The sequence below is a fragment of the Sphingomonas sp. PAMC 26605 genome (assembly GCF_000241485.1).
Classification (GTDB): Bacteria; Pseudomonadota; Alphaproteobacteria; order Sphingomonadales; family Sphingomonadaceae; genus Sphingomonas.
Genome location: NZ_JH584241.1, coordinates 837,219 through 853,842 on the forward strand (window position 1 = coordinate 837,219; position 16,624 = coordinate 853,842).

At 66.5% G+C, this 16,624-nt stretch carries 17 protein-coding genes and 1 pseudogene; 9 read left to right on the forward strand and 9 right to left on the reverse strand.

Going from position 1 to position 16,624, the window contains the following annotated elements; all coding sequences use genetic code 11:
• Positions 1–3 precede the first annotated feature (3 nt).
• Positions 4–270 (reverse strand): FAD assembly factor SdhE, encoded by a 267-nt coding sequence (locus RH90_RS03725; protein WP_010183968.1) that lies wholly within the window; start codon positions 268–270, stop codon positions 4–6.
• Between the two features lie 84 nt (positions 271–354).
• Here RH90_RS03725 and recG point away from each other — a divergent pair, with 84 nt between their 5' ends.
• On the forward strand, positions 355–2,415 hold the full coding sequence (gene recG, locus RH90_RS03730) for an ATP-dependent DNA helicase RecG (RefSeq protein WP_010183969.1): 2,061 nt from the start codon (positions 355–357) through the stop codon (positions 2,413–2,415).
• A gap of 7 nt (positions 2,416–2,422) precedes the next feature.
• On the opposite strand, the gene RH90_RS03735 is transcribed toward recG, so the two are convergent.
• The 5 genes from RH90_RS03735 to serS form a co-directional block, all read right to left on the reverse strand.
• Positions 2,423–2,743, reverse strand: coding sequence for a PilZ domain-containing protein (locus RH90_RS03735; RefSeq protein WP_010183970.1), 321 nt, complete (start codon positions 2,741–2,743; stop codon positions 2,423–2,425).
• A gap of 99 nt (positions 2,744–2,842) precedes the next feature.
• Positions 2,843–4,069 carry a tyrosine--tRNA ligase gene (gene tyrS / locus RH90_RS03740; protein ID WP_010183971.1) on the reverse strand — a complete coding sequence of 409 codons (1,227 nt, stop codon included), beginning with the start codon at positions 4,067–4,069 and terminating at the stop codon, positions 2,843–2,845.
• Between the two features lie 165 nt (positions 4,070–4,234).
• Complete coding sequence (locus tag RH90_RS03745; RefSeq protein ID WP_029625013.1) at positions 4,235–5,341, reverse strand: M23 family metallopeptidase; 1,107 nt, start codon at positions 5,339–5,341, stop codon at positions 4,235–4,237.
• A gap of 27 nt (positions 5,342–5,368) precedes the next feature.
• Entirely contained in the window at positions 5,369–6,133 is a 765-nt protein-coding gene (gene surE / locus RH90_RS03750) for a 5'/3'-nucleotidase SurE (RefSeq protein ID WP_010183973.1), read from the reverse strand.
• An 89-nt stretch (positions 6,134–6,222) separates the two neighbouring features.
• The gene (gene serS / locus RH90_RS03755) at positions 6,223–7,632 is read right to left on the reverse strand and encodes a serine--tRNA ligase (protein WP_010183974.1); all 1,410 of its coding nucleotides are present in this window, start codon (positions 7,630–7,632) and stop codon (positions 6,223–6,225) included.
• Positions 7,633–7,727: 95 nt separating this feature from the next.
• Here serS and RH90_RS03760 point away from each other — a divergent pair, with 95 nt between their 5' ends.
• From RH90_RS03760 to RH90_RS03775, 4 genes are all read left to right on the forward strand, one after another.
• Positions 7,728–8,168, forward strand: coding sequence for a host attachment family protein (locus RH90_RS03760; protein ID WP_010183975.1), 441 nt, complete (start codon positions 7,728–7,730; stop codon positions 8,166–8,168).
• A 295-nt stretch (positions 8,169–8,463) separates the two neighbouring features.
• Positions 8,464–9,120 (forward strand): hypothetical protein, encoded by a 657-nt coding sequence (locus RH90_RS03765; protein WP_010183976.1) that lies wholly within the window; start codon positions 8,464–8,466, stop codon positions 9,118–9,120.
• A gap of 499 nt (positions 9,121–9,619) precedes the next feature.
• The gene (gene dksA, locus RH90_RS03770; protein ID WP_010183977.1) at positions 9,620–10,084 is read left to right on the forward strand and encodes an RNA polymerase-binding protein DksA; all 465 of its coding nucleotides are present in this window, start codon (positions 9,620–9,622) and stop codon (positions 10,082–10,084) included.
• Positions 10,085–10,161: 77 nt separating this feature from the next.
• Positions 10,162–10,542 carry a PilZ domain-containing protein gene (locus tag RH90_RS03775; protein WP_029625014.1) on the forward strand — a complete coding sequence of 127 codons (381 nt, stop codon included), beginning with the start codon at positions 10,162–10,164 and terminating at the stop codon, positions 10,540–10,542.
• Between the two features lie 51 nt (positions 10,543–10,593).
• On the opposite strand, the gene RH90_RS22465 is transcribed toward RH90_RS03775, so the two are convergent.
• Entirely contained in the window at positions 10,594–10,749 is a 156-nt protein-coding gene (locus RH90_RS22465) for a DUF465 domain-containing protein (RefSeq protein WP_010183979.1), read from the reverse strand.
• A 175-nt stretch (positions 10,750–10,924) separates the two neighbouring features.
• Here RH90_RS22465 and RH90_RS03780 point away from each other — a divergent pair, with 175 nt between their 5' ends.
• Entirely contained in the window at positions 10,925–11,122 is a 198-nt protein-coding gene (locus tag RH90_RS03780; protein ID WP_010183980.1) for a YdcH family protein, read from the forward strand.
• 121 nt (positions 11,123–11,243) lie between these two features.
• Entirely contained in the window at positions 11,244–11,681 is a 438-nt protein-coding gene (locus RH90_RS03785; protein ID WP_010183981.1) for a DUF1465 family protein, read from the forward strand.
• A 42-nt stretch (positions 11,682–11,723) separates the two neighbouring features.
• On the opposite strand, the gene RH90_RS03790 is transcribed toward RH90_RS03785, so the two are convergent.
• Positions 11,724–12,683, reverse strand: a complete 960-nt coding sequence (locus RH90_RS03790; RefSeq protein WP_010183982.1) for an NAD(P)H-dependent flavin oxidoreductase — start codon at positions 12,681–12,683, stop codon at positions 11,724–11,726.
• Between the two features lie 105 nt (positions 12,684–12,788).
• On the opposite strand from RH90_RS03790, the gene RH90_RS03795 reads away from it, so the two are divergent.
• Positions 12,789–15,380, forward strand: a complete 2,592-nt coding sequence (locus tag RH90_RS03795; protein WP_010183983.1) for a M1 family metallopeptidase — start codon at positions 12,789–12,791, stop codon at positions 15,378–15,380.
• A 5-nt stretch (positions 15,381–15,385) separates the two neighbouring features.
• Here RH90_RS03795 and RH90_RS22470 read toward each other — a convergent pair.
• Positions 15,386–15,898, reverse strand: a pseudogene (locus RH90_RS22470) (gamma carbonic anhydrase family protein); the annotation flags it as partial.
• 194 nt (positions 15,899–16,092) lie between these two features.
• Between RH90_RS22470 and RH90_RS03805 the strand changes: the two are divergent.
• Positions 16,093–16,473, forward strand: a complete 381-nt coding sequence (locus RH90_RS03805) for a hypothetical protein (protein ID WP_010183986.1) — start codon at positions 16,093–16,095, stop codon at positions 16,471–16,473.
• Positions 16,474–16,624: the final 151 nt, after the last annotated feature.

Sequence of the window (16,624 nt, forward strand, 5' to 3'; positions counted from 1 at the left end):
CTTTCACTCGGCGATCGGCACGTAGTTGAGCGCCTGGAGCGCCTCGAGGATCGACCCGCGATAGCGCTCGGGGCAGGTATCGGTCCCGATCGCCCACGCCATGATATCGACGTCCTGCTCCTCGAGCAGCTCCTCGACCAGCGTGATCTCGGCATCGTCCCAGGCGGCCGAGCGCGCATCGAAGAAACCGCCGATCAGCAGATCGGCTTCCTTGGTGCCGCGGTGCCAGGCGCGGAAGCGCAGGCGTTTCAGGCGGGTTTCGCGGTCCATGCTCGTCCAAACACAAATGCCCGGCACCGACCGACAGCGACGCTGGCGGCGGAAGCCGGGTGGGGGTAGAGGACCCAGATAGTCATGCGACCCGATATCCTCAATCCATTGTTCGCCGAAGTCACGGCGCTGAAGGGCGTGGGCCCGACGCTCGCCAAGCCGCTCGAGCGGCTCGGCCTTGCGCGCGTCGTCGACGTCGCCTTCCATCTGCCGACCGGCTGGGTCGATCGCCTGGCGCGCGAGGAGCTCGACATGGCGGACGCGGGGCGCGTGATCGCGATCACGCTGACCGCGCAATCGTACCGCTCGAGCGCCGGGCGTGGGCCGACGCGGGTCCATGCGACCGATGCGCTCGGCAATGTCGTCAGCCTCGTCTATTTCGGCGGCAATTCGGGCTGGGCGAAGAAGCTGCTGCCGGTCGGGGAGCCGCGGCGCGTGTCGGGCAAGCTCGAAATGTACGGGCAGGACCTGCAGATGGTCCATCCCGACTATGTCCTCCCCCTCGAGGAAGCCGGCGACACGCCCGAACGCGAGGCGATCTATCCGCTGTCGGAGGGGATGACCTCGAAACGGCTCGGCCAGCTCGCCGCGCAGGCGATCGAGCGCGCGCCGGCCTTGCCCGAATGGATCGAGCCCGGACTGCTTGCCAAGCAGCAATGGCCCGCGTGGCGTGAGGCGCTCGCGCGGATCCATGCCGATCCCTCTGACGCGATGGCGCGCGAACGGCTCGCGTATGACGAGATCTTCGCCAACCAGCTCGCCTTGATGCTGGTACGCCAATCATCGCGCGCGCGGCGCGGGCGGGCGCTGGCGGGGACCGGCAAGCTGCGTGATGCATTGCGACTGCCCTATGATCTGACCGGCGCGCAGGCGCGCACCGTGCGCGAGATCGAGGGTGATCTCGCCCAGCCGCAACCGATGCTGCGGCTGCTGCAGGGCGATGTCGGCTCGGGCAAGACGCTCGTCGCGACGCTCGCGATGCTCACCGCGGTCGAGGCCGGTGCGCAGGCGGCGTTGCTTGCGCCGACCGAGATCCTCGCGCGCCAGCATTACGAATCGCTACGCCGCACGCTCGCCGGGCTGCCGGTCGAGGTCGCGGTGCTGACCGGGCGCGACAAAGGCAAGGTGCGCGAGGCGACGCTGATGGCGCTTGCGGCGGGGACGATCGACATACTGATCGGGACGCACGCGATCTTCCAGGAGGCGGTCGGCTACAAGGATCTCGGCCTCGTCGTGGTCGACGAGCAGCATCGCTTCGGCGTCGCGCAGCGGATGATGCTCCAGGCCAAGGCCAAGGCCGCGCCGCACCTGTTGGCGATGACCGCGACGCCGATCCCGCGCACGCTGACGCTCGCCAATTATGGCGAGATGGACGTCAGCCAGCTCGACGAGATGCCGCCCGGTCGCCAGCCGATCGAAACGCGGGTGATCTCCGAGGACCGGCTCGCCGATGTCGTCGATGCGCTCGGCCGCCATCTGTCGGACAACGGCCAGGCCTATTGGGTCTGCCCGCTGGTCGAGGAAAGCGAGAAGAGCGACATGGCCGCCGCCGAGGCGCGCGCCGAGACGCTGCGCGCGCGCTTCGGCGACCGCGTCGGGCTGGTCCACGGCAAGATGAAGCCCGCCGAGAAGGACGCGGTGATGAGCGCGTTCGCCGCCGGGCAGCTCGGCGTGCTGGTGGCGACGACGGTGATCGAGGTCGGGGTCGATGTGCCCAATGCGACGCTGATCGTGATCGAGCATGCCGACCGCTTCGGCCTGGCGCAGCTCCACCAGTTGCGCGGGCGCGTCGGGCGCGGCTCGGGCAAGTCGAACTGCCTGCTGATCCGCGGCGGGTCGCTGAGCGAAACGTCGCGCGCACGGCTGGCGCTGATGCGCGAGACGACCGACGGCTTCCGCATCGCCGAGGAGGATCTGCGGCTGCGCGGGGCAGGCGAGTTGCTCGGCACCAGGCAATCGGGCGAGGCGGGTTTTCGCCTCGCCACGCCCGACATGCTGATGACGCTGCTCCCGGTCGCGACCGACGATGCGCGGCTGCTGATCGACCGCGACGGCGGACTCGAGGGCGCGCGCGGCCAGGCGGCGCGCACCGCGCTCTATCTGTTCGAACGCGACGCCGGCGTGGCGCTCCTGCGCTCGGGGTAATCGGGCTCTACTTCGCCTTCAGAAGCACCGCGAGCAGCTCGTAATATTCCGCGAGCGGGATCGGCGTATCGAGTTCGCACCCGATGCGGCCGCCGAGCGCCCAACGGATTTCCGCGACCACCACCCCGACGACCGGCAAGGTGATATGCAACCGCTCGCCGACCGCATAGCGCGTCTCGGCGCGCGCCATCAGTCCGGCAGCGGACAGGTTGACGATCAGCAGCGAGACTTGCCGTGCGTCGGGACCGAACGCCCGCGCGCGGTAATGCACTTCGTCGCGCACCAGCGCGCGACTGTCGACAGGCAATATTTCCAACGCCTTACCCATTACCAAACCCCCTCTTGGGTAGTCTGGACGCTAGGGCAGGGGGTATGAAGCAGCTCGGAACGAACCCGCTTAACGGCGGGTTACCCGAGTCCCGCCGGCTCAGCCGCGGACGAGCAGCCCGTGGTTCTTCTTGCCCGCCGCGATCCGCACCGGCTCGGCACCGACGCTGACGATCATCGCCTCGTCGCTGACCTTGTCGGCGCCGACGCGTGCGCCGCCGCCCTTGATCAGCCGCTTCGCCTCGCCCTTCGACGTGGCGAACCCGAGCCCGATCAGCGCATCGACGATGCCGATGTCGCCGCTCACCGTGAAGGTCGGCAGCGACCCGCCGGCCGCGCCCTCCTCGAAGGTGCGCCGCGCGGTCTCGGCCGAGTCGACCGCCGCCGCTTCACCGCGGCACATCGTCGTCGCCGCATTGGCCAGCACGATCTTGGCGGCGTTGATCTCGGCGCCCTCGAGCGCCTCTAGCCGCGCGATCTCGTCGAGCGGCAGGTCGGTGAACAGCCGCAGGAACCGCCCGACGTCGCGGTCGTCGGTGTTGCGCCAGAATTGCCAGTAGTCGTAATGCGGCAGCTGGTCCTCGTGGAGCCAGACCGCGCCCGACATGGTCTTGCCCATCTTCCCGCCATCGGCGGTGGTGATCAGCGGCGTCGTGATGCCGAACACCTCGGTGCCGTCCATCCGGCGCGACAGCTCGATCCCGTTGACGATATTGCCCCACTGGTCCGACCCGCCCATCTGCAGCCGGCACCCGGCGCGGCGCGACAGTTCGAGGAAGTCGTAGGCCTGGAGGATCATGTAGTTGAATTCGAGGAACGACAGCGACTGCTCGCGATCGAGCCGCAGCTTGACCGAGTCGAAGCCGAGCATCCGGTTGACCGAGAAATGCTGGCCGACATCGCGCAGGAACGGGATGTATTCGAGCTTGTCGAGCCACTCGGCATTGTCGAGCATGATCGCATCCGACGGCCCGTCGCCGAAGGTCAGGAAGCGTTCGAAGATGCGGCGGATCGAGGCGACGTTGTGCGCGATCCCGTCATGGTCGAGCAGCTTGCGCGCTTCGTCCTTGAAGCTCGGGTCGCCGATCTTGCCGGTACCGCCGCCCATCAGCACGATCGGCTTGTGCCCGGCCTGCTGGAGCCGGCGCAGCAGCATGATCTGCACCAGGCTGCCGACATGGAGCGACGGCGCGGTCGGGTCGAAACCGATATAGCCGGGCACGATCTCCTTCGCCGCGAGCGCGTCGAGCGCCGCTGCGTCGGTGGTCTGGTGGATGTAGCCACGCTCCGACAGGAGGCGGAGGAGATCGGAAGTGTGCTCGGTCATGGGGTCGCCATAAGATATTGCGCGGTCGTGTGTCATCCCCGCGTAAGCGGGAAGAGATAAAGGGGTTCACGCGAAGATCGCGAAGGAAAGAAGAGCGCGAAGAGAAATCTTCCGCTTCGCGGCCTTCTTTCCTTCGCGGCCTTCGCGTGAAACTCTTCTTAGACCTCAGATCCCCGGCAATTGCCGCTGCGGATCGACCGGCGTGCGGCCCTTGCGCATTTCGAAATGCACCTCTGGCCGGCTCGCCGAACCCGAATCGCCCGACAGGGCGATCGTCTGGCCGCGCTTGACCGCCTGGCCGCGCCGCACCAGCAACTGGCTGGCATTGGCATAGACCGTCGTCCAGCTCGACCCGTGCTTTACGATCACCAGCCCGCCGAGCGTCGGCACCCCGCTGCCGGCATAGGCGACGACGCCGTCGGCCGAGGCGAGGATCGGCGTGCCGAGCGGCACCGCGATGTTGACGCCGTTGAACTTCTCGCCCGAGGCGCCGGGGCCGAAGCGCGTGATGATCTTGCCGTGGACGGGCCAGGCGAAGCCGCTGGTGAGCTGCGCCGGCTCGGCGAGCGCCTGCGTCGGCGCGAGCACGCGGCGTGGCGAGGCGCTGGGTTGCACAGGGCGCTGGTTGGCGGCGAGTGCAGGTTCGCTGCCGGTCAGAATGTCATCGATATCGAGCGTGAACGCTTTCGCGCGTTCGGCCGCAGAACTGCCGCCAGCCGTGCCCGGGATCAGTACGCGCATCCCGACGCGCAATGTGTAGGGCGCGGTGAGATCGTTGGCAGCGATGATCCGCGACCAATCGACTCCGTACGCCCGCGCGATCGCGATCCCGGTCTGGCCGCCGCGGACGAGATGATACCGGCCCCCCGGGATCGTCAGCCGCTGCCCCGCGCGGACCAGAAAGGGCGCGGGGAGCTGGTTCGCACGTGCGATCGCTTCGGATCCGCTGCCCGTGCGATCGGCGATCGCGCGCAGCGTGTCGCCGGGACGGACGAGATAGGTCGTCGTATCGATCGTCGCGCCGTCGGCCGCGACTGGGCGCGCTTGCCAGGCCGGGGGCGGCGCGGGGAGGGCGGAGACGCGTTCGTCGATGCGATGCGGTTCGTAGCGTTCGGGCGGCGCTTCCTCGGGGGGTAGGCGATGGTCATCGCGGTGCGGCGCATCGCGGGGCGGACGATAGCCGCGGTCGGGCCGGTCGGGATTGGGAATACAGGCGCCGAGCGTCGTCAGCAGCAATACAGCCGCCCAGCCGATTTCCCTGCGCCGCGCCATCCCCGTCCCCCCGTCGTCCCGCCCGCTCTACGCGTACAGCTCGGCGAGCATAGCAAGCGAGGCGTGATGTGTCAGGTCGAGATGCAGCGGGGTGACGGCGACGAAGCCATCCGCCACGGCCTCGAGATCGGTCGAGTGCGCCGGCGTGTCGATCGGTGGTCCGAGCGCGAACCAATGATATTCATAGCCGCGCGGATCGCGATTGGTGACGATCTGCAAACGGCCGTAATCCCGCAGTCCCTGCTGCGCGATCCGGATGCCCTTTACCGTATCGGCGGGGCCTGCGGGGAAGTTGACGTTGACCAAGGTCCGCGGCGCAAGCGGTGCCTCGATCAGCGGGCGCAGCACGCGTTCGCCCCACGTCGCGGCGGCGTCGAACGCAATCGTCTCGCCCATGCCCTGGCGCTCGTAGACCTGGCTCAAGGCGATCGAGCGGACTCCGGCGAGCGCGCCTTCCATCGCGGCCGAGACGGTGCCCGAATAGGTCACGTCCTCGGCGAGGTTGGCGCCGCGATTGACGCCCGAGAGGATCAGGTCGGGCTTGTGATCCGCCATGATCCGCGCGAGCGCCATCATCACCGCGTCGGTCGGCGTTCCGGCGACGGCGAAGCGCTTCTCGCCATGCTGGCGGACGCGGATCGGGCGAGTGAGCGTCAGCGAATGGCCGGCGCCCGATTGCTCGTCGGCGGGCGCGACGATCCAGACATCGTCCGAAAAGCGCGCGGCGAGCGCTTCGAGCACCTTGAGGCCGGGGGCGTGATCGCCGTCGTCATTGGTCAGCAGGATGCGCATCGAATCTCCCGTGCGCCCCGAGCGCGTTCAAAAAGCCGAGCTTCGACTGTCGTTGTGAAAGGGCCGAGGATCAGCTCGACGGTTTCGGGTCAGCGCCGCGGCTCAAGCCGCGTCATGCCGCCCGTATAGGACAGCAATGCCTCCGGCACCGAGACGCTGCCGTCTTCATTCTGATAATTCTCTATCACCGCCACCAAGGTACGCCCTACCGCGAGGCCGGAGCCGTTGAGGGTGTGGACGAATTCGGTCTTTTTTTCGCCCGCCACGCGGTAGCGGGTGTTCATCCGCCGCGCCTGGAACGCGCCGGTGTTCGAGCAGGAGCTGATCTCCCGGAACGCGTTCTGGCCCGGCAGCCAGACCTCGAGATCATAGGTCTTGCGCGCGCCGAAGCCCATGTCCCCGGTGCACAGCAGCAGCTTGCGATAGGGCAGGTTCAAGCGTTCGAGGATCGTCTCGGCCGCGCGGGTCATGCGCTGGTGCTCGGCCTCGCTGTCCTCGGGCCGCACGACGCTGACGAGTTCGCATTTCTCGAACTGGTGCTGGCGGATGAAGCCGCGCGTGTCGCGCCCGGCGGCGCCCGCCTCGGAGCGGAAGCAGAGGGTGAGGGCGGTGAGCCGCATCGGCAGGGCGCGCTCGTCGAGCAATTCGCCCATGACGCTGGCGGTGAGGCTGACTTCGCTCGTCGGGATGAGCCAGAACTGCTCGGCGGTGTCGGCAGCATCGAGCATCTCGATCATCGCTTGCTTGCGCTGGCCCTCGCTCTCTTCGGCCATTTTCGCCTCGAAATCTTCCGGCATGGCTTTCCAGAAAAGGTCTTCTCGCGTGCTCATGTCCGCCGCGAAAAAACTATCAGCGGCAAACTTCGGGAGTTTGTCGGTGCCGTACATCGCCTCGTCCTTGACGAGCACTGGCGGATTGCATTCCTCATAGCCATGCTCGCGCGTCTGCACGTCGAGCATGAACTGGCCGAGCGCGCGGTGCAGCCGAGCCATATCGCCGCGCAGGAACGTGAAACGCGCGCCCGAAAGGCGCGTGCCGGTTTCGAAATCCATGCCCAATGCCGGGGCGAGGTCGGCATGTTCCTGCGGCGCAAAGGCGAAGGCGCGCGGCGTTCCCCAGCGGGCGACCTCGACATTGCCGTCCTCGCCCGTGCCATGGGGCACATCGTCGGCGGGCAGATTGGGGATGACCTCGAGCTTACCCTTCAACTCTACCGCAACATCCTTCTCCTCCGCCTCGATCGCGGGCATCCGCTCCTTCAGCGCGGCGACCTCGCCCATCAGGCTTGCCGCAGTGGCGTCGTCCTTCTTGGCCTTGGCCGCTCCGATCGCCTTCGAGGCTTCGTTGCGCCGCGCTTGCGCGGTCTGCGCCTCGGTGATCAGCGCGCGATGGCGCTCGTCGAGCGCGAGCAGTTCAGTGGCGACGGGCGGCAGCCCGCGGCGCGCGAGCGCGGCATCGAAGGCGGCGGGGTTTTCGCGGATCGAGCGGATATCATGCATGGTCGCAGGCTATGCCCAGCCCGTCGCACGCGCGCAACCCGCGCGGTGCGCGGGGCGTTCCTTCGCCTACCACCAACCATAAGAGGCCAACGCCCATGCAGATTTCCCACAATGCCGTCGTGCTCGTCGCCGATGGCCGCAAATCGCTGTTCCTGCGCAACGAGGGCGACGCGACGCATCCCAATCTCGTCGTCGAACGCGCGGTCGAGCAGATCAATCCGAGCGATGGGGAACAGAAGACCGACCATGCCGGCCGCTCCTCGTCGAGCGTCGGTGGTGGGCAGAATTCGATGCAGGAGGTTGATTTCCATCAGCAGGAGAAGGATCGCTTCGCGGTCGACACCGCCGACATGCTCAAGCGCCGCGCGCTCGCCAATGATTTTGCCTCGCTGATCGTGGTCGCGCCGCCGCAGACGCTCGGCGAGCTCCGCAAACATTATCACAGCGAAGTCAGCGCCCGGCTGAGCGGCGAACTCGACAAGGATTTGACCAGCCATCCGATCGACCAGATCGAAAAGGCGCTGCAGGCCGCCTGATGCGAAAACGGGCTCCAGCGAGGATTGCGGGAGCCCGTTTGCAATCCGCAGCTCAGCTCAGGCCGCGATGGCAGTCCGCTTGCTGAAGCGCTTGCGGGCGACTAGAGCCGCCGCTGCCGCGCCGAACAGCAGCACCATTGGCGGCGCCGGAACCGGTGCCGGCGGATCGTTGGGGTTGTGTGGGCCGCACCCGGCGCCGCAGCTCGAGCTGCCATAGCTGCTGCTGCCCCAGCTGCTCGAATTCCAGCCATGGCTGCTCGAGCCGTAGCTGCTCGAACTTGCCGACGAACTGCTCGTGCTGGATCCGTTCGAAGAACTCGCCGACGATACGTTGCCGCTCGACGAGGTCGAGGAGGCGGACGAGGTCGACGATGCCGAGGACACGTTGCCGCTCGACGAGGTCGAGGACGAAACGTCGCCGCTGCTGCCGCCCGACGCCGAGGAGACGTTGCCGCTCGATCCGCCCGACGACGACGTGCTCGAAACGGTCGCGCCGCCGGTGCTGGTCGAAGACCCGCCGCTGCCGCCTGACGAGGACGTGCTGCTGACTTCGCCGCTCGACGTCGAGGAACCGCCGGTCGAGGTCGATCCGCCGCTGGTCGAGGAACTTGTCGACGACCCGCCCGAGGACACGTTGACGGTCGTTCCACTGCTGCCGGTCGAGGTCGAGGAAATCGTAATATTGCCGCCGCCACCGCCGCCGCCGCCGAAGAAGCCGCCCGCGAAGAAGCCACCACCGCCGCCGAAACCGCCGCCGATCACAGCAGGAACGGCCCCGCCGCCGCCGCTATATCCATTGAACGCGGGTGGCAGCGGGATTGGCGCGCCCTGCGTCGTCACGACGACGACTTGGGGCGGCGCAGCGGCATGCGTCGTCGTCACGACACGGCGAACGCGGCGAACCGAGGCCACCGCGGTCTTGCGAACGACTCGCTTGGTCTTGTGCACATAGGCCGCACGGGCGCGTGAGCTATCCGCGACATGGACCGCGCCGCCGCCGACGATCGCGCCGCCGCACGCACACGCACACAGTTTCGCCAAGGCCATCCGCACCGACATATCGCCACACTCTCTCTCTTGCCGCAAATTCAAGCATATGCGGCAGTGATACGGAACTCTTGCCCCTACGCGTTATCGGGCAAAGGCCAACAAAGCGTTAAGTTGAAGCGCGTTATCCGTTCCATATCCCTTAATCCATGATTTTCTGCCAATCGCAAAGGTTGATTCGGAGTTAACGTTTCGTCTTGGGACAGGGCGCAAATCATGGCGGCCGTTGCTTCGATCGAGGGTGGCGACGATCGTCGCCAGCCCGTCAGCGCGGAACGGAAGAAGATCGCATCGGATTGCTTGTGGAGCTTCAATGGCATGGCTATAGGCCGGCACGACGTGAGTTGACCCGGGGGCGGACCCGCAATGCACTCGGCATCGCGCGGTCTTTGGGAGAAGATGGGATGGCGACGGTCTTGAATCGACACGATGACTCCGACAAATTCGCAGTGCCGCCGGTCGGTGGCGACGACGGCTATCGGCCGAGCGCTGACGAAGAGTTCATGAATGCGCGACAGCAGGCCTATTTCCGCGCCAAGCTGCAGGGGTGGAAGGACTCGATCTTGCGGGAGGCGGCAGGCACATTGTCGCAGTTGCAGGTCGATACGCTGCGTGAAGCCGATCTCACCGATCGCGCGTCGAGCGAGACCGACTGGTCGATCGAACTGCGCACGCGCGATCGCCAGCGCAAGCTGATCTCGAAGATCGAGGCCGCGATGCGGCGAATCGACGAGGGCGAATATGGCTATTGCGAAGTGACCGGCGAGCCGATCTCGCTCGCGCGGCTCGAAGCACGGCCGATCGCGACGATGACGGTCGAAGCGCAGGAACGCCACGAGCGGCAGGAAAAGATTTCGCGCGAGGAATGATCCTCGGTTCGTGTTAAACACTTCGCTACAATTGCCGGGCTATGACGATCAGCAACGGAGGCCGCAAGTTTCAGGCGATGGATCCATATTCGCAAGATCCCTTCAGCGCTCCTCTCGAGGACAGCGCCCATAATCGACAGGAGTCCCGCGACAGCCTGTTCCTTATGGCGGATTTTCGCGTGGTCGGGAGCCGTGATGTCCAGGCGTTGCGCGTTCGCAATCTCTCGGCAGGCGGCTTGATGGCGGAGCTGCCCGGTGGGCTCGAGCAGGGGCTGCGCGTCGAATTCGATGTTCGCGGGATCGGTTGGGTGTCGGGCCAGGTGGCGTGGTCGGCCGCGGGGCGGATCGGCGTCGCGTTCGATCATCAGATCGACCCGCTGCTGGCCCGCAAGCCGGTCGGACAGGGCAATCAGACACCGACCTTCGTCAAACCGATCTTTCCGCGCCCGGCGCGCTGAAAGCGACGACCGGACAAGGGCCCGAGCGTCAAGCGCCCGGGCCCAGTGGCCTCACATCTGCGCCAATTGTTGTTTGATCTTAAGCTTCTGCTTCTTTAAAGCGGCGAGCGCTGCGGCGTCGGGGAGCGGACGCTGCGTTTCGGTGACGATCTGCTGATCGAGGATTGCATGCTTGGCCGTAAGGGCCGTGTGATGCGCGGTCTGCATGGATGCGTACCTCCTTCATGGGCTGCTTGGGGGAGCGAATACAACATGCTCCGCACGCTTTGTCTCCCCCGATTGCGCGTTCGCGCGACATGCGCACCGAATTGCGCGACCGATCGATTTTATCCGTACCGCGCGCCCGTGATTTGCTAAGAGGTCGCGATCGAGCGGGGACCGAATGGACGACAGCCTTATCGCAAAGCGCCTCGAAGTGTTACGCGTCGAACATCGCGATCTCGATTCGGCGATCGGCGCGCTGATCGGCAGCGGATCGGCCGATCAGCTCCAGCTCGCCCGCTTCAAGAAGCGCAAGCTGCGGCTGCGCGACGAGATTTCGATGCTCGAGGATCAGCTGATCCCGGACATCATCGCATAGGCCTTCGGCACCGTCCGTACCGCCGTGGGACAGCCTACAGACAAATCTGGCGCGAGTGGCTACCCCGGGGGGCGCGTTTGTGGGAAGGTCGCGCATGCGGGTAGAATGGCACGACTTACGGATGCAACGGCGCGTGATCGACACATTGTATATCGATGCGATGGTCTTGGCGGACGAGGCGCGTAGCTATTTCGACGAGGGCGGGCGCGCCGATCGCGAGATGCTCGATCCGATCGCCCGAGTCGTTTTCTCGTGCGAGTCGCTCAAGGTCACCACCCGCTTGATGCATGTCATCGCCTGGTTGCTGACGCAGCGCGCGGTCGAGGCGGGGGAGATAGGGGCTCGCGACACGCTCGATCCGTCGCGCCGCCTGGGCATCGCCCCGCGAACCGATCCGGGCACCCTCGCGCTCCTGCCCGAAACGGGGCGCGCGGTGATCATGGCGAGCATCGATTTGCATAACCGGGTTGCGCGGCTCGACGAGGCCCGCGCCCGCGAAGGTTCGGCGCTCGAAAGCCCGGTCCGATCGTTGCACCAGCGGCTGGCGATGGCGTTCTAACGCGGCGGATGCCGCGCCGGCGGGGCGCCGGCGCGCCGATGATTAGAGCGCGAGCCGCGCGCGCGCCGCGCGATATTGCGCCTCGAAGCGATCGACCATCGCCGCGACCGGCTCGACCCGGTCGATCACGCCGATCCCCTGGCCCGAGCCCCAGATCTCCTTCCACGCCTTGGGCTTGGCGCCGTTGCCGGTGCCGAAATCCATCGTTTTGAGGTCGCCCTCGGGCAAAGCGTCGGGGTCCATCCCCGCCGCAACGATCGAGGCGCGCAGATAATTGCCATGCACGCCGGTGAAGAGGTTCGAATAGACGATGTCGGACGCCTTGCCTTCGACGATGCCCTGTTTGTACGCGGCTTCGGCATTGGCCTCGGTCGAGGCGATGAAGGGCGAACCGATATAGGCGAAATCGGCGCCGATCGCCTGCGCGGCGAGCACCGCGTCGCCGGTCGCGATCGAGCCCGACAGAGCGAGCGGCCCGTCGAACCACTGGCGGATCTCCTGGATGATCGCGAACGGCGACAGCCGACCGGCATGGCCGCCCGCGCCCGCCGCGACCGCGATCAGACCGTCGGCGCCCTTTTCGATCGCCTTGCGCGCGAAGCGATCGTCGATCACGTCGTGCAGCGTGATGCCGCCCCAGCCATGTACCGCGGTATTGAGATCCTCGCGCGCGCCGAGCGAAGTGATGACGATCGGCACCTGCCATTTGGCGCAGGTCGCGAGATCGGATTCGAGTCGCTCGTTCGAGCGGTGGACGATCTGGTTGACCGCGAACGGCGCGGCGGGGCGCTCGGGATGGGCGCGGTTGTGCGCGGCGAGTTCCTCGGTGATGCGGTGGAGCCACTCGTCGAGCATCGCTTGCGGCCGCGCATTGAGCGCGGGGAAGGATCCGACGATCCCCGCCTTGCACTGCGCGATCACCAGATCGGGCCCGGAGATGATGAACAGCGGCGAGCCGATGACCGGGAGCCGCAGTGACGAGAGAAGGGGCGGGGTGCTCATGTCCGTTTCATAGCGCAACCGAAAGGACTGTCCAGCGTGCTCGATTTGCCTTGGCCGGAGAAAGCCTTATGGCGCGATCGTGTCGTTTGTTTCCGGAGTAACCAAGTGAAGCTACCTCTCGCCGCCGCCTTGTTGCTCGGAACCGCAGCTCCAGCGTTTGCGGTCGGGCAATTGCCCGACGGGATCGCCCCGACATCCTACGACATCACGATCCGTCCAGACGCCAAGGCGATGACCTTTGCCGGCGAGGAAACGATCAGCATCGCGGTCGCCAAGCCGACCCGCACGGTCGTGCTCAACGCCGCCGACCTCAAGATCTCGCGCGCGATGGTCGATGGCGCGGCGGTGCCCTTCATGCTCGACACGACCAAGCAGCAACTGACTCTGACGCTGCCGACCGCGCTTTCCACGGGCCAGCACCGCGTGCAGTTCGCCTGGACGGGGACGATCAACACCTCGGCGGCAGGGTTGTTCGCGATCGATTACAGCAACCAGGACGGCTCGTCGTCGCGGATGCTGGTGACTCAGTTCGAAGCCCCCGATGCGCGCCGCTTCGCGCCGATGTGGGACGAACCGAGCTACAAGGCGACTTTCAAGCTCAGCACCGTCGCGCCCGGCGACCAGACCGCCTTCTCGAACATGCCCGTCACCAGCGTGACCAAGCAGGGCGACGGCACCAAACTCTATCACTTTGCCGAGACGCCCAAGATGTCGAGCTATCTGCTCTTCCTCGGCATGGGCGATGTCGAGCGCAAGACGGTGATGGCGGGCAAGACCGAGATCGGCGTCATCACGCGCCGCGGCGTCGTCGACCAGGGCGACTATGCGCTCGAATCGGCCAAGCGCCTGCTGACCTATTACAACGACTATTTCGGCCAGCCCTACCCGCTCCCCAAGCTCGACATGATCGCCGGCCCGGGCTCGAGCCAGTTCTTCGGCGCGATGGAAAATTGGGGCGCGATCTTCTATTTCGAGCCCGAATTGCTCTACGACAAGAAGCGCGCGACGCAGACTGGCAAGCAGCGCATCTACACCGTCGTCGCGCACGAGATGGCGCACCAATGGTTCGGCGATCTCGTCACGATGAACTGGTGGGACGATCTTTGGCTCAACGAGGGCTTCGCCTCGTGGATGGAGAACAAGTCGAGCGTCGATCTCAACCCCGACTGGTTCGCCGGCGCGACCGCGGTGGCGCAGGATCGCGAGGGCGCGCTGCAGGTCGATGCGACTGCCGCGACGCATCCGATCATCCGCCATGTCGAGACGGTCGACCAGATCGGCGAGGCGTTCGACGGGATCACCTATTCGAAGGGGCAGGCGGTCATCGGCATGATGGAGTCGACGCTCGGCTCCGACGTGTTCCGCGACGCCATCCGCCGCTACATGGCCAAGTACAAGTACGGCAACACCGCGACCGACCAGCTTTGGGCCGAGCTGTCGGCAGCGGCGGGGCATTCGATCGCCGACGTCGCGCACGATTTCACGCTTCAGCCGGGCGTCCCGCTCGTCACGATGACGGGCGCGCGCTGTGTCGCTGGCAAGATGCAGGTTACGCTGACGCAGGGCCGCTTCGGCTATGACGCAACCGCCAAGCAGCCACTCGATTGGCACGTGCCGCTGACGCTCGGCGTGGTCGGACAACCGGTGACGCGCACGACGGTCCGCGGCGCCAAACCGATGACGGTCGCCGTTCAGGGCTGTGGTACGATCGTGCTCAACCGCGACAAGGGGAGTTACGCGCGGGTGCTCTATAGCCAGGCGGGGCATGATGCGATCGTGCGCGACTTCGGCACGCTCGCGCTGACCGACCAGCTCGGCACGCTCGGCGACGATTTCGCTTTGGCCAAGGGCGGCAACCAGAAGCTCGACCGCTATTTCGCCGATGTGGCGGCGGTCGGGGCCGATGCGAACCCGCTATTGTGGCAGACGATCGCGGGGCAATTGTCCGATCTCGAGGGGCGTCTTCCCAAGGGCGCCGCCAAGGATGCGATGCGCGCGCGGATCCGCACGACGCTCGCGCCGGTGATGACGCGGGTCGGCTTTACCGCCACGCGCGACGAATCGCCGCTGGTGGCCACGTTGCGCGAGACGTTGATCGCGGTGCTCGGCCATCGCGGCGATCCCGCGATCGCCGCCAAGGCGCGCACTTATGTCGCGGCGCTGGCGACCAATCCCGAGGCGATCCCGGCGGCGATCCGTCAGCCTATCCTCGGCACCTACGCCACCAATGCGACGCCCGCCGAATGGGACGCGTTGCTCAAGCTGACGCTCGCCGAGAAGAACCCGGTGGTGAAGAACGGCTATGTCCGCTTGCTCGGCGCGACCGAGAACGATGCGCTAGCGCAGCGTGCGCTCGATCTGCTCACCACCGATCGCTTCACCGCGCCGCAAAAAGCCGGCTTGCTGAAATCGGTCGCGGGCAACCATTCCGACATGGCGTTCGATTTCGCGCTCGCGCATCTGCCGCTGGTCAACACGCTGGTCGAGACGAGCACGCGCGCGGGCTTTGTCGCGAGCCTCGGCGCGGGGTCGGACGATCCCGCGATGCCGGGCAAGATCACCGCCTTCGCCGCCGCCAACCTTCCGCCTGCGGCGCGCGGTGGTGCGAAGTCGACCGTCGCCTCGATGGCGGCGCGGCAGATGGTCAATGCCCGCATCCGCGGCGATATCGCCGCCTGGGCGATGGCCGCGAAGTAAGCCACTCTGAGCCCGGCGGCGTATTTGCGGCCATTGGCGACATAATGTTCGGCCGATACGCGGAGCATCGCCTGCGCCGACTCGTCAAGCGTGCGCACCGCGCGGGCAGGCGAGCCGACGATCAGGCTGCCGGGCGGGAATATCTTGCCCTCTGTAACAAGCGCGCCCGCGCCGACGATCGAGCCTTCGCCGATCTCGGCCCGGTTGAGCACGATCGCCCCCATTCCGATCAGCACGCGGTCCCCGATCGTACAGCCATGCAGGATCGCATGATGCCCGATCGTGCAGTCCGCGCCGATCGTGAGCGGGGCGCCGGGGTCCGAATGGCACATCGCGCCTTCCTGGATATTGCTGCGCGGCCCCACGATCATCGGCGTGTTGTCGCCACGCACCACCGCGCCGAACCAGATGCTGACGTCGTCGCCGAGCTGCACGTCGCCGATCAGCTCGGCGCTCGGCGCGATCCAGATCGCTGCGCCCAGCGTCGGGCGGAGTCCGTCGATTTCATAAAGCGGCATGGCGATCCTCGTCTGTTGTCGCGACATGGTGCGCAGCGATCCGCGGGATCGGCAAGCCGCACGCGAAGGGACGCGCTTGGTTCCGCACCTTGATCGGGGTCAAGCAGAGATAAAGAGATAAAGAGTCGGTTTTTGCAGGATCTACCGGCCGCTGCGTATCGTTGGGGGGCCATTGCAAGAGAGAGGAAGAGAGCATGGCCATCAAGTTCGCCGGGACGATCAACGCGTTCAACCGCGGTATCGATTCGACCAAGCCCAATAAGGGCGCCGACATGATCGAGGATTGGGAAGCCGCGCTGGCCGAGATCGACACCCCCGGTGCGAAGGTCATCCTTCGCGATCTGGGGTCGCTCCGTAAGCAGCTCGAGCGCGAGGCGCCCGACGCCGAGCGTGTCCATGCGCTGCTCCACCGCCTCGGTACCGCGACAAGCCGGATCGCCGACAAGGCCGAGAGCAATCAGGAGAAGCTCAAGACGCTCGGCGAGGCGCTGACCGAATCGGGCGAGGACATGCCTGACGAGGAAGAGGATGTCGCAGCGGCTGCCGCTCCGAAGCGGGGTCGCGCCAAGGCTTGAGGCATAAGCTGAGCCCGTGAGGCGAGGGCGGGGGCGTGTGACCATCGGTTGCACGCCCTTTTCGCTGCTGGAGGGCGTGCGACCACGCGAAGCCGAATCGCCCGAGGCGCTTTATGATGCGCCGCAGCGTCAGGAATGCACGGCGAAACCC

What these genes read in the sequence shown, in the direction of transcription:
- RH90_RS03725 (WP_010183968.1), bottom strand. Translation starts at nt 270, where the DNA reads ATGGACCGCGAAACCCGCCTGAAACGCCTGCGCTTCCGCGCCTGGCAC.
- recG (WP_010183969.1), top strand. Translation starts at nt 355, where the DNA reads ATGCGACCCGATATCCTCAATCCATTGTTCGCCGAAGTCACGGCGCTG.
- RH90_RS03735 (WP_010183970.1), bottom strand. Translation starts at nt 2,743, where the DNA reads ATGGGTAAGGCGTTGGAAATATTGCCTGTCGACAGTCGCGCGCTGGTG.
- tyrS (WP_010183971.1), bottom strand. Translation starts at nt 4,069, where the DNA reads ATGACCGAGCACACTTCCGATCTCCTCCGCCTCCTGTCGGAGCGTGGC.
- RH90_RS03745 (WP_029625013.1), bottom strand. Translation starts at nt 5,341, where the DNA reads ATGGCGCGGCGCAGGGAAATCGGCTGGGCGGCTGTATTGCTGCTGACG.
- surE (WP_010183973.1), bottom strand. Translation starts at nt 6,133, where the DNA reads ATGCGCATCCTGCTGACCAATGACGACGGCGATCACGCCCCCGGCCTC.
- serS (WP_010183974.1), bottom strand. Translation starts at nt 7,632, where the DNA reads ATGCATGATATCCGCTCGATCCGCGAAAACCCCGCCGCCTTCGATGCC.
- RH90_RS03760 (WP_010183975.1), top strand. Translation starts at nt 7,728, where the DNA reads ATGCAGATTTCCCACAATGCCGTCGTGCTCGTCGCCGATGGCCGCAAA.
- dksA (WP_010183977.1), top strand. Translation starts at nt 9,620, where the DNA reads ATGGCGACGGTCTTGAATCGACACGATGACTCCGACAAATTCGCAGTG.
- RH90_RS03775 (WP_029625014.1), top strand. Translation starts at nt 10,162, where the DNA reads ATGGATCCATATTCGCAAGATCCCTTCAGCGCTCCTCTCGAGGACAGC.
- RH90_RS22465 (WP_010183979.1), bottom strand. Translation starts at nt 10,749, where the DNA reads ATGCAGACCGCGCATCACACGGCCCTTACGGCCAAGCATGCAATCCTC.
- RH90_RS03780 (WP_010183980.1), top strand. Translation starts at nt 10,925, where the DNA reads ATGGACGACAGCCTTATCGCAAAGCGCCTCGAAGTGTTACGCGTCGAA.
- RH90_RS03785 (WP_010183981.1), top strand. Translation starts at nt 11,244, where the DNA reads ATGCAACGGCGCGTGATCGACACATTGTATATCGATGCGATGGTCTTG.
- RH90_RS03790 (WP_010183982.1), bottom strand. Translation starts at nt 12,683, where the DNA reads ATGAGCACCCCGCCCCTTCTCTCGTCACTGCGGCTCCCGGTCATCGGC.
- RH90_RS03805 (WP_010183986.1), top strand. Translation starts at nt 16,093, where the DNA reads ATGGCCATCAAGTTCGCCGGGACGATCAACGCGTTCAACCGCGGTATC.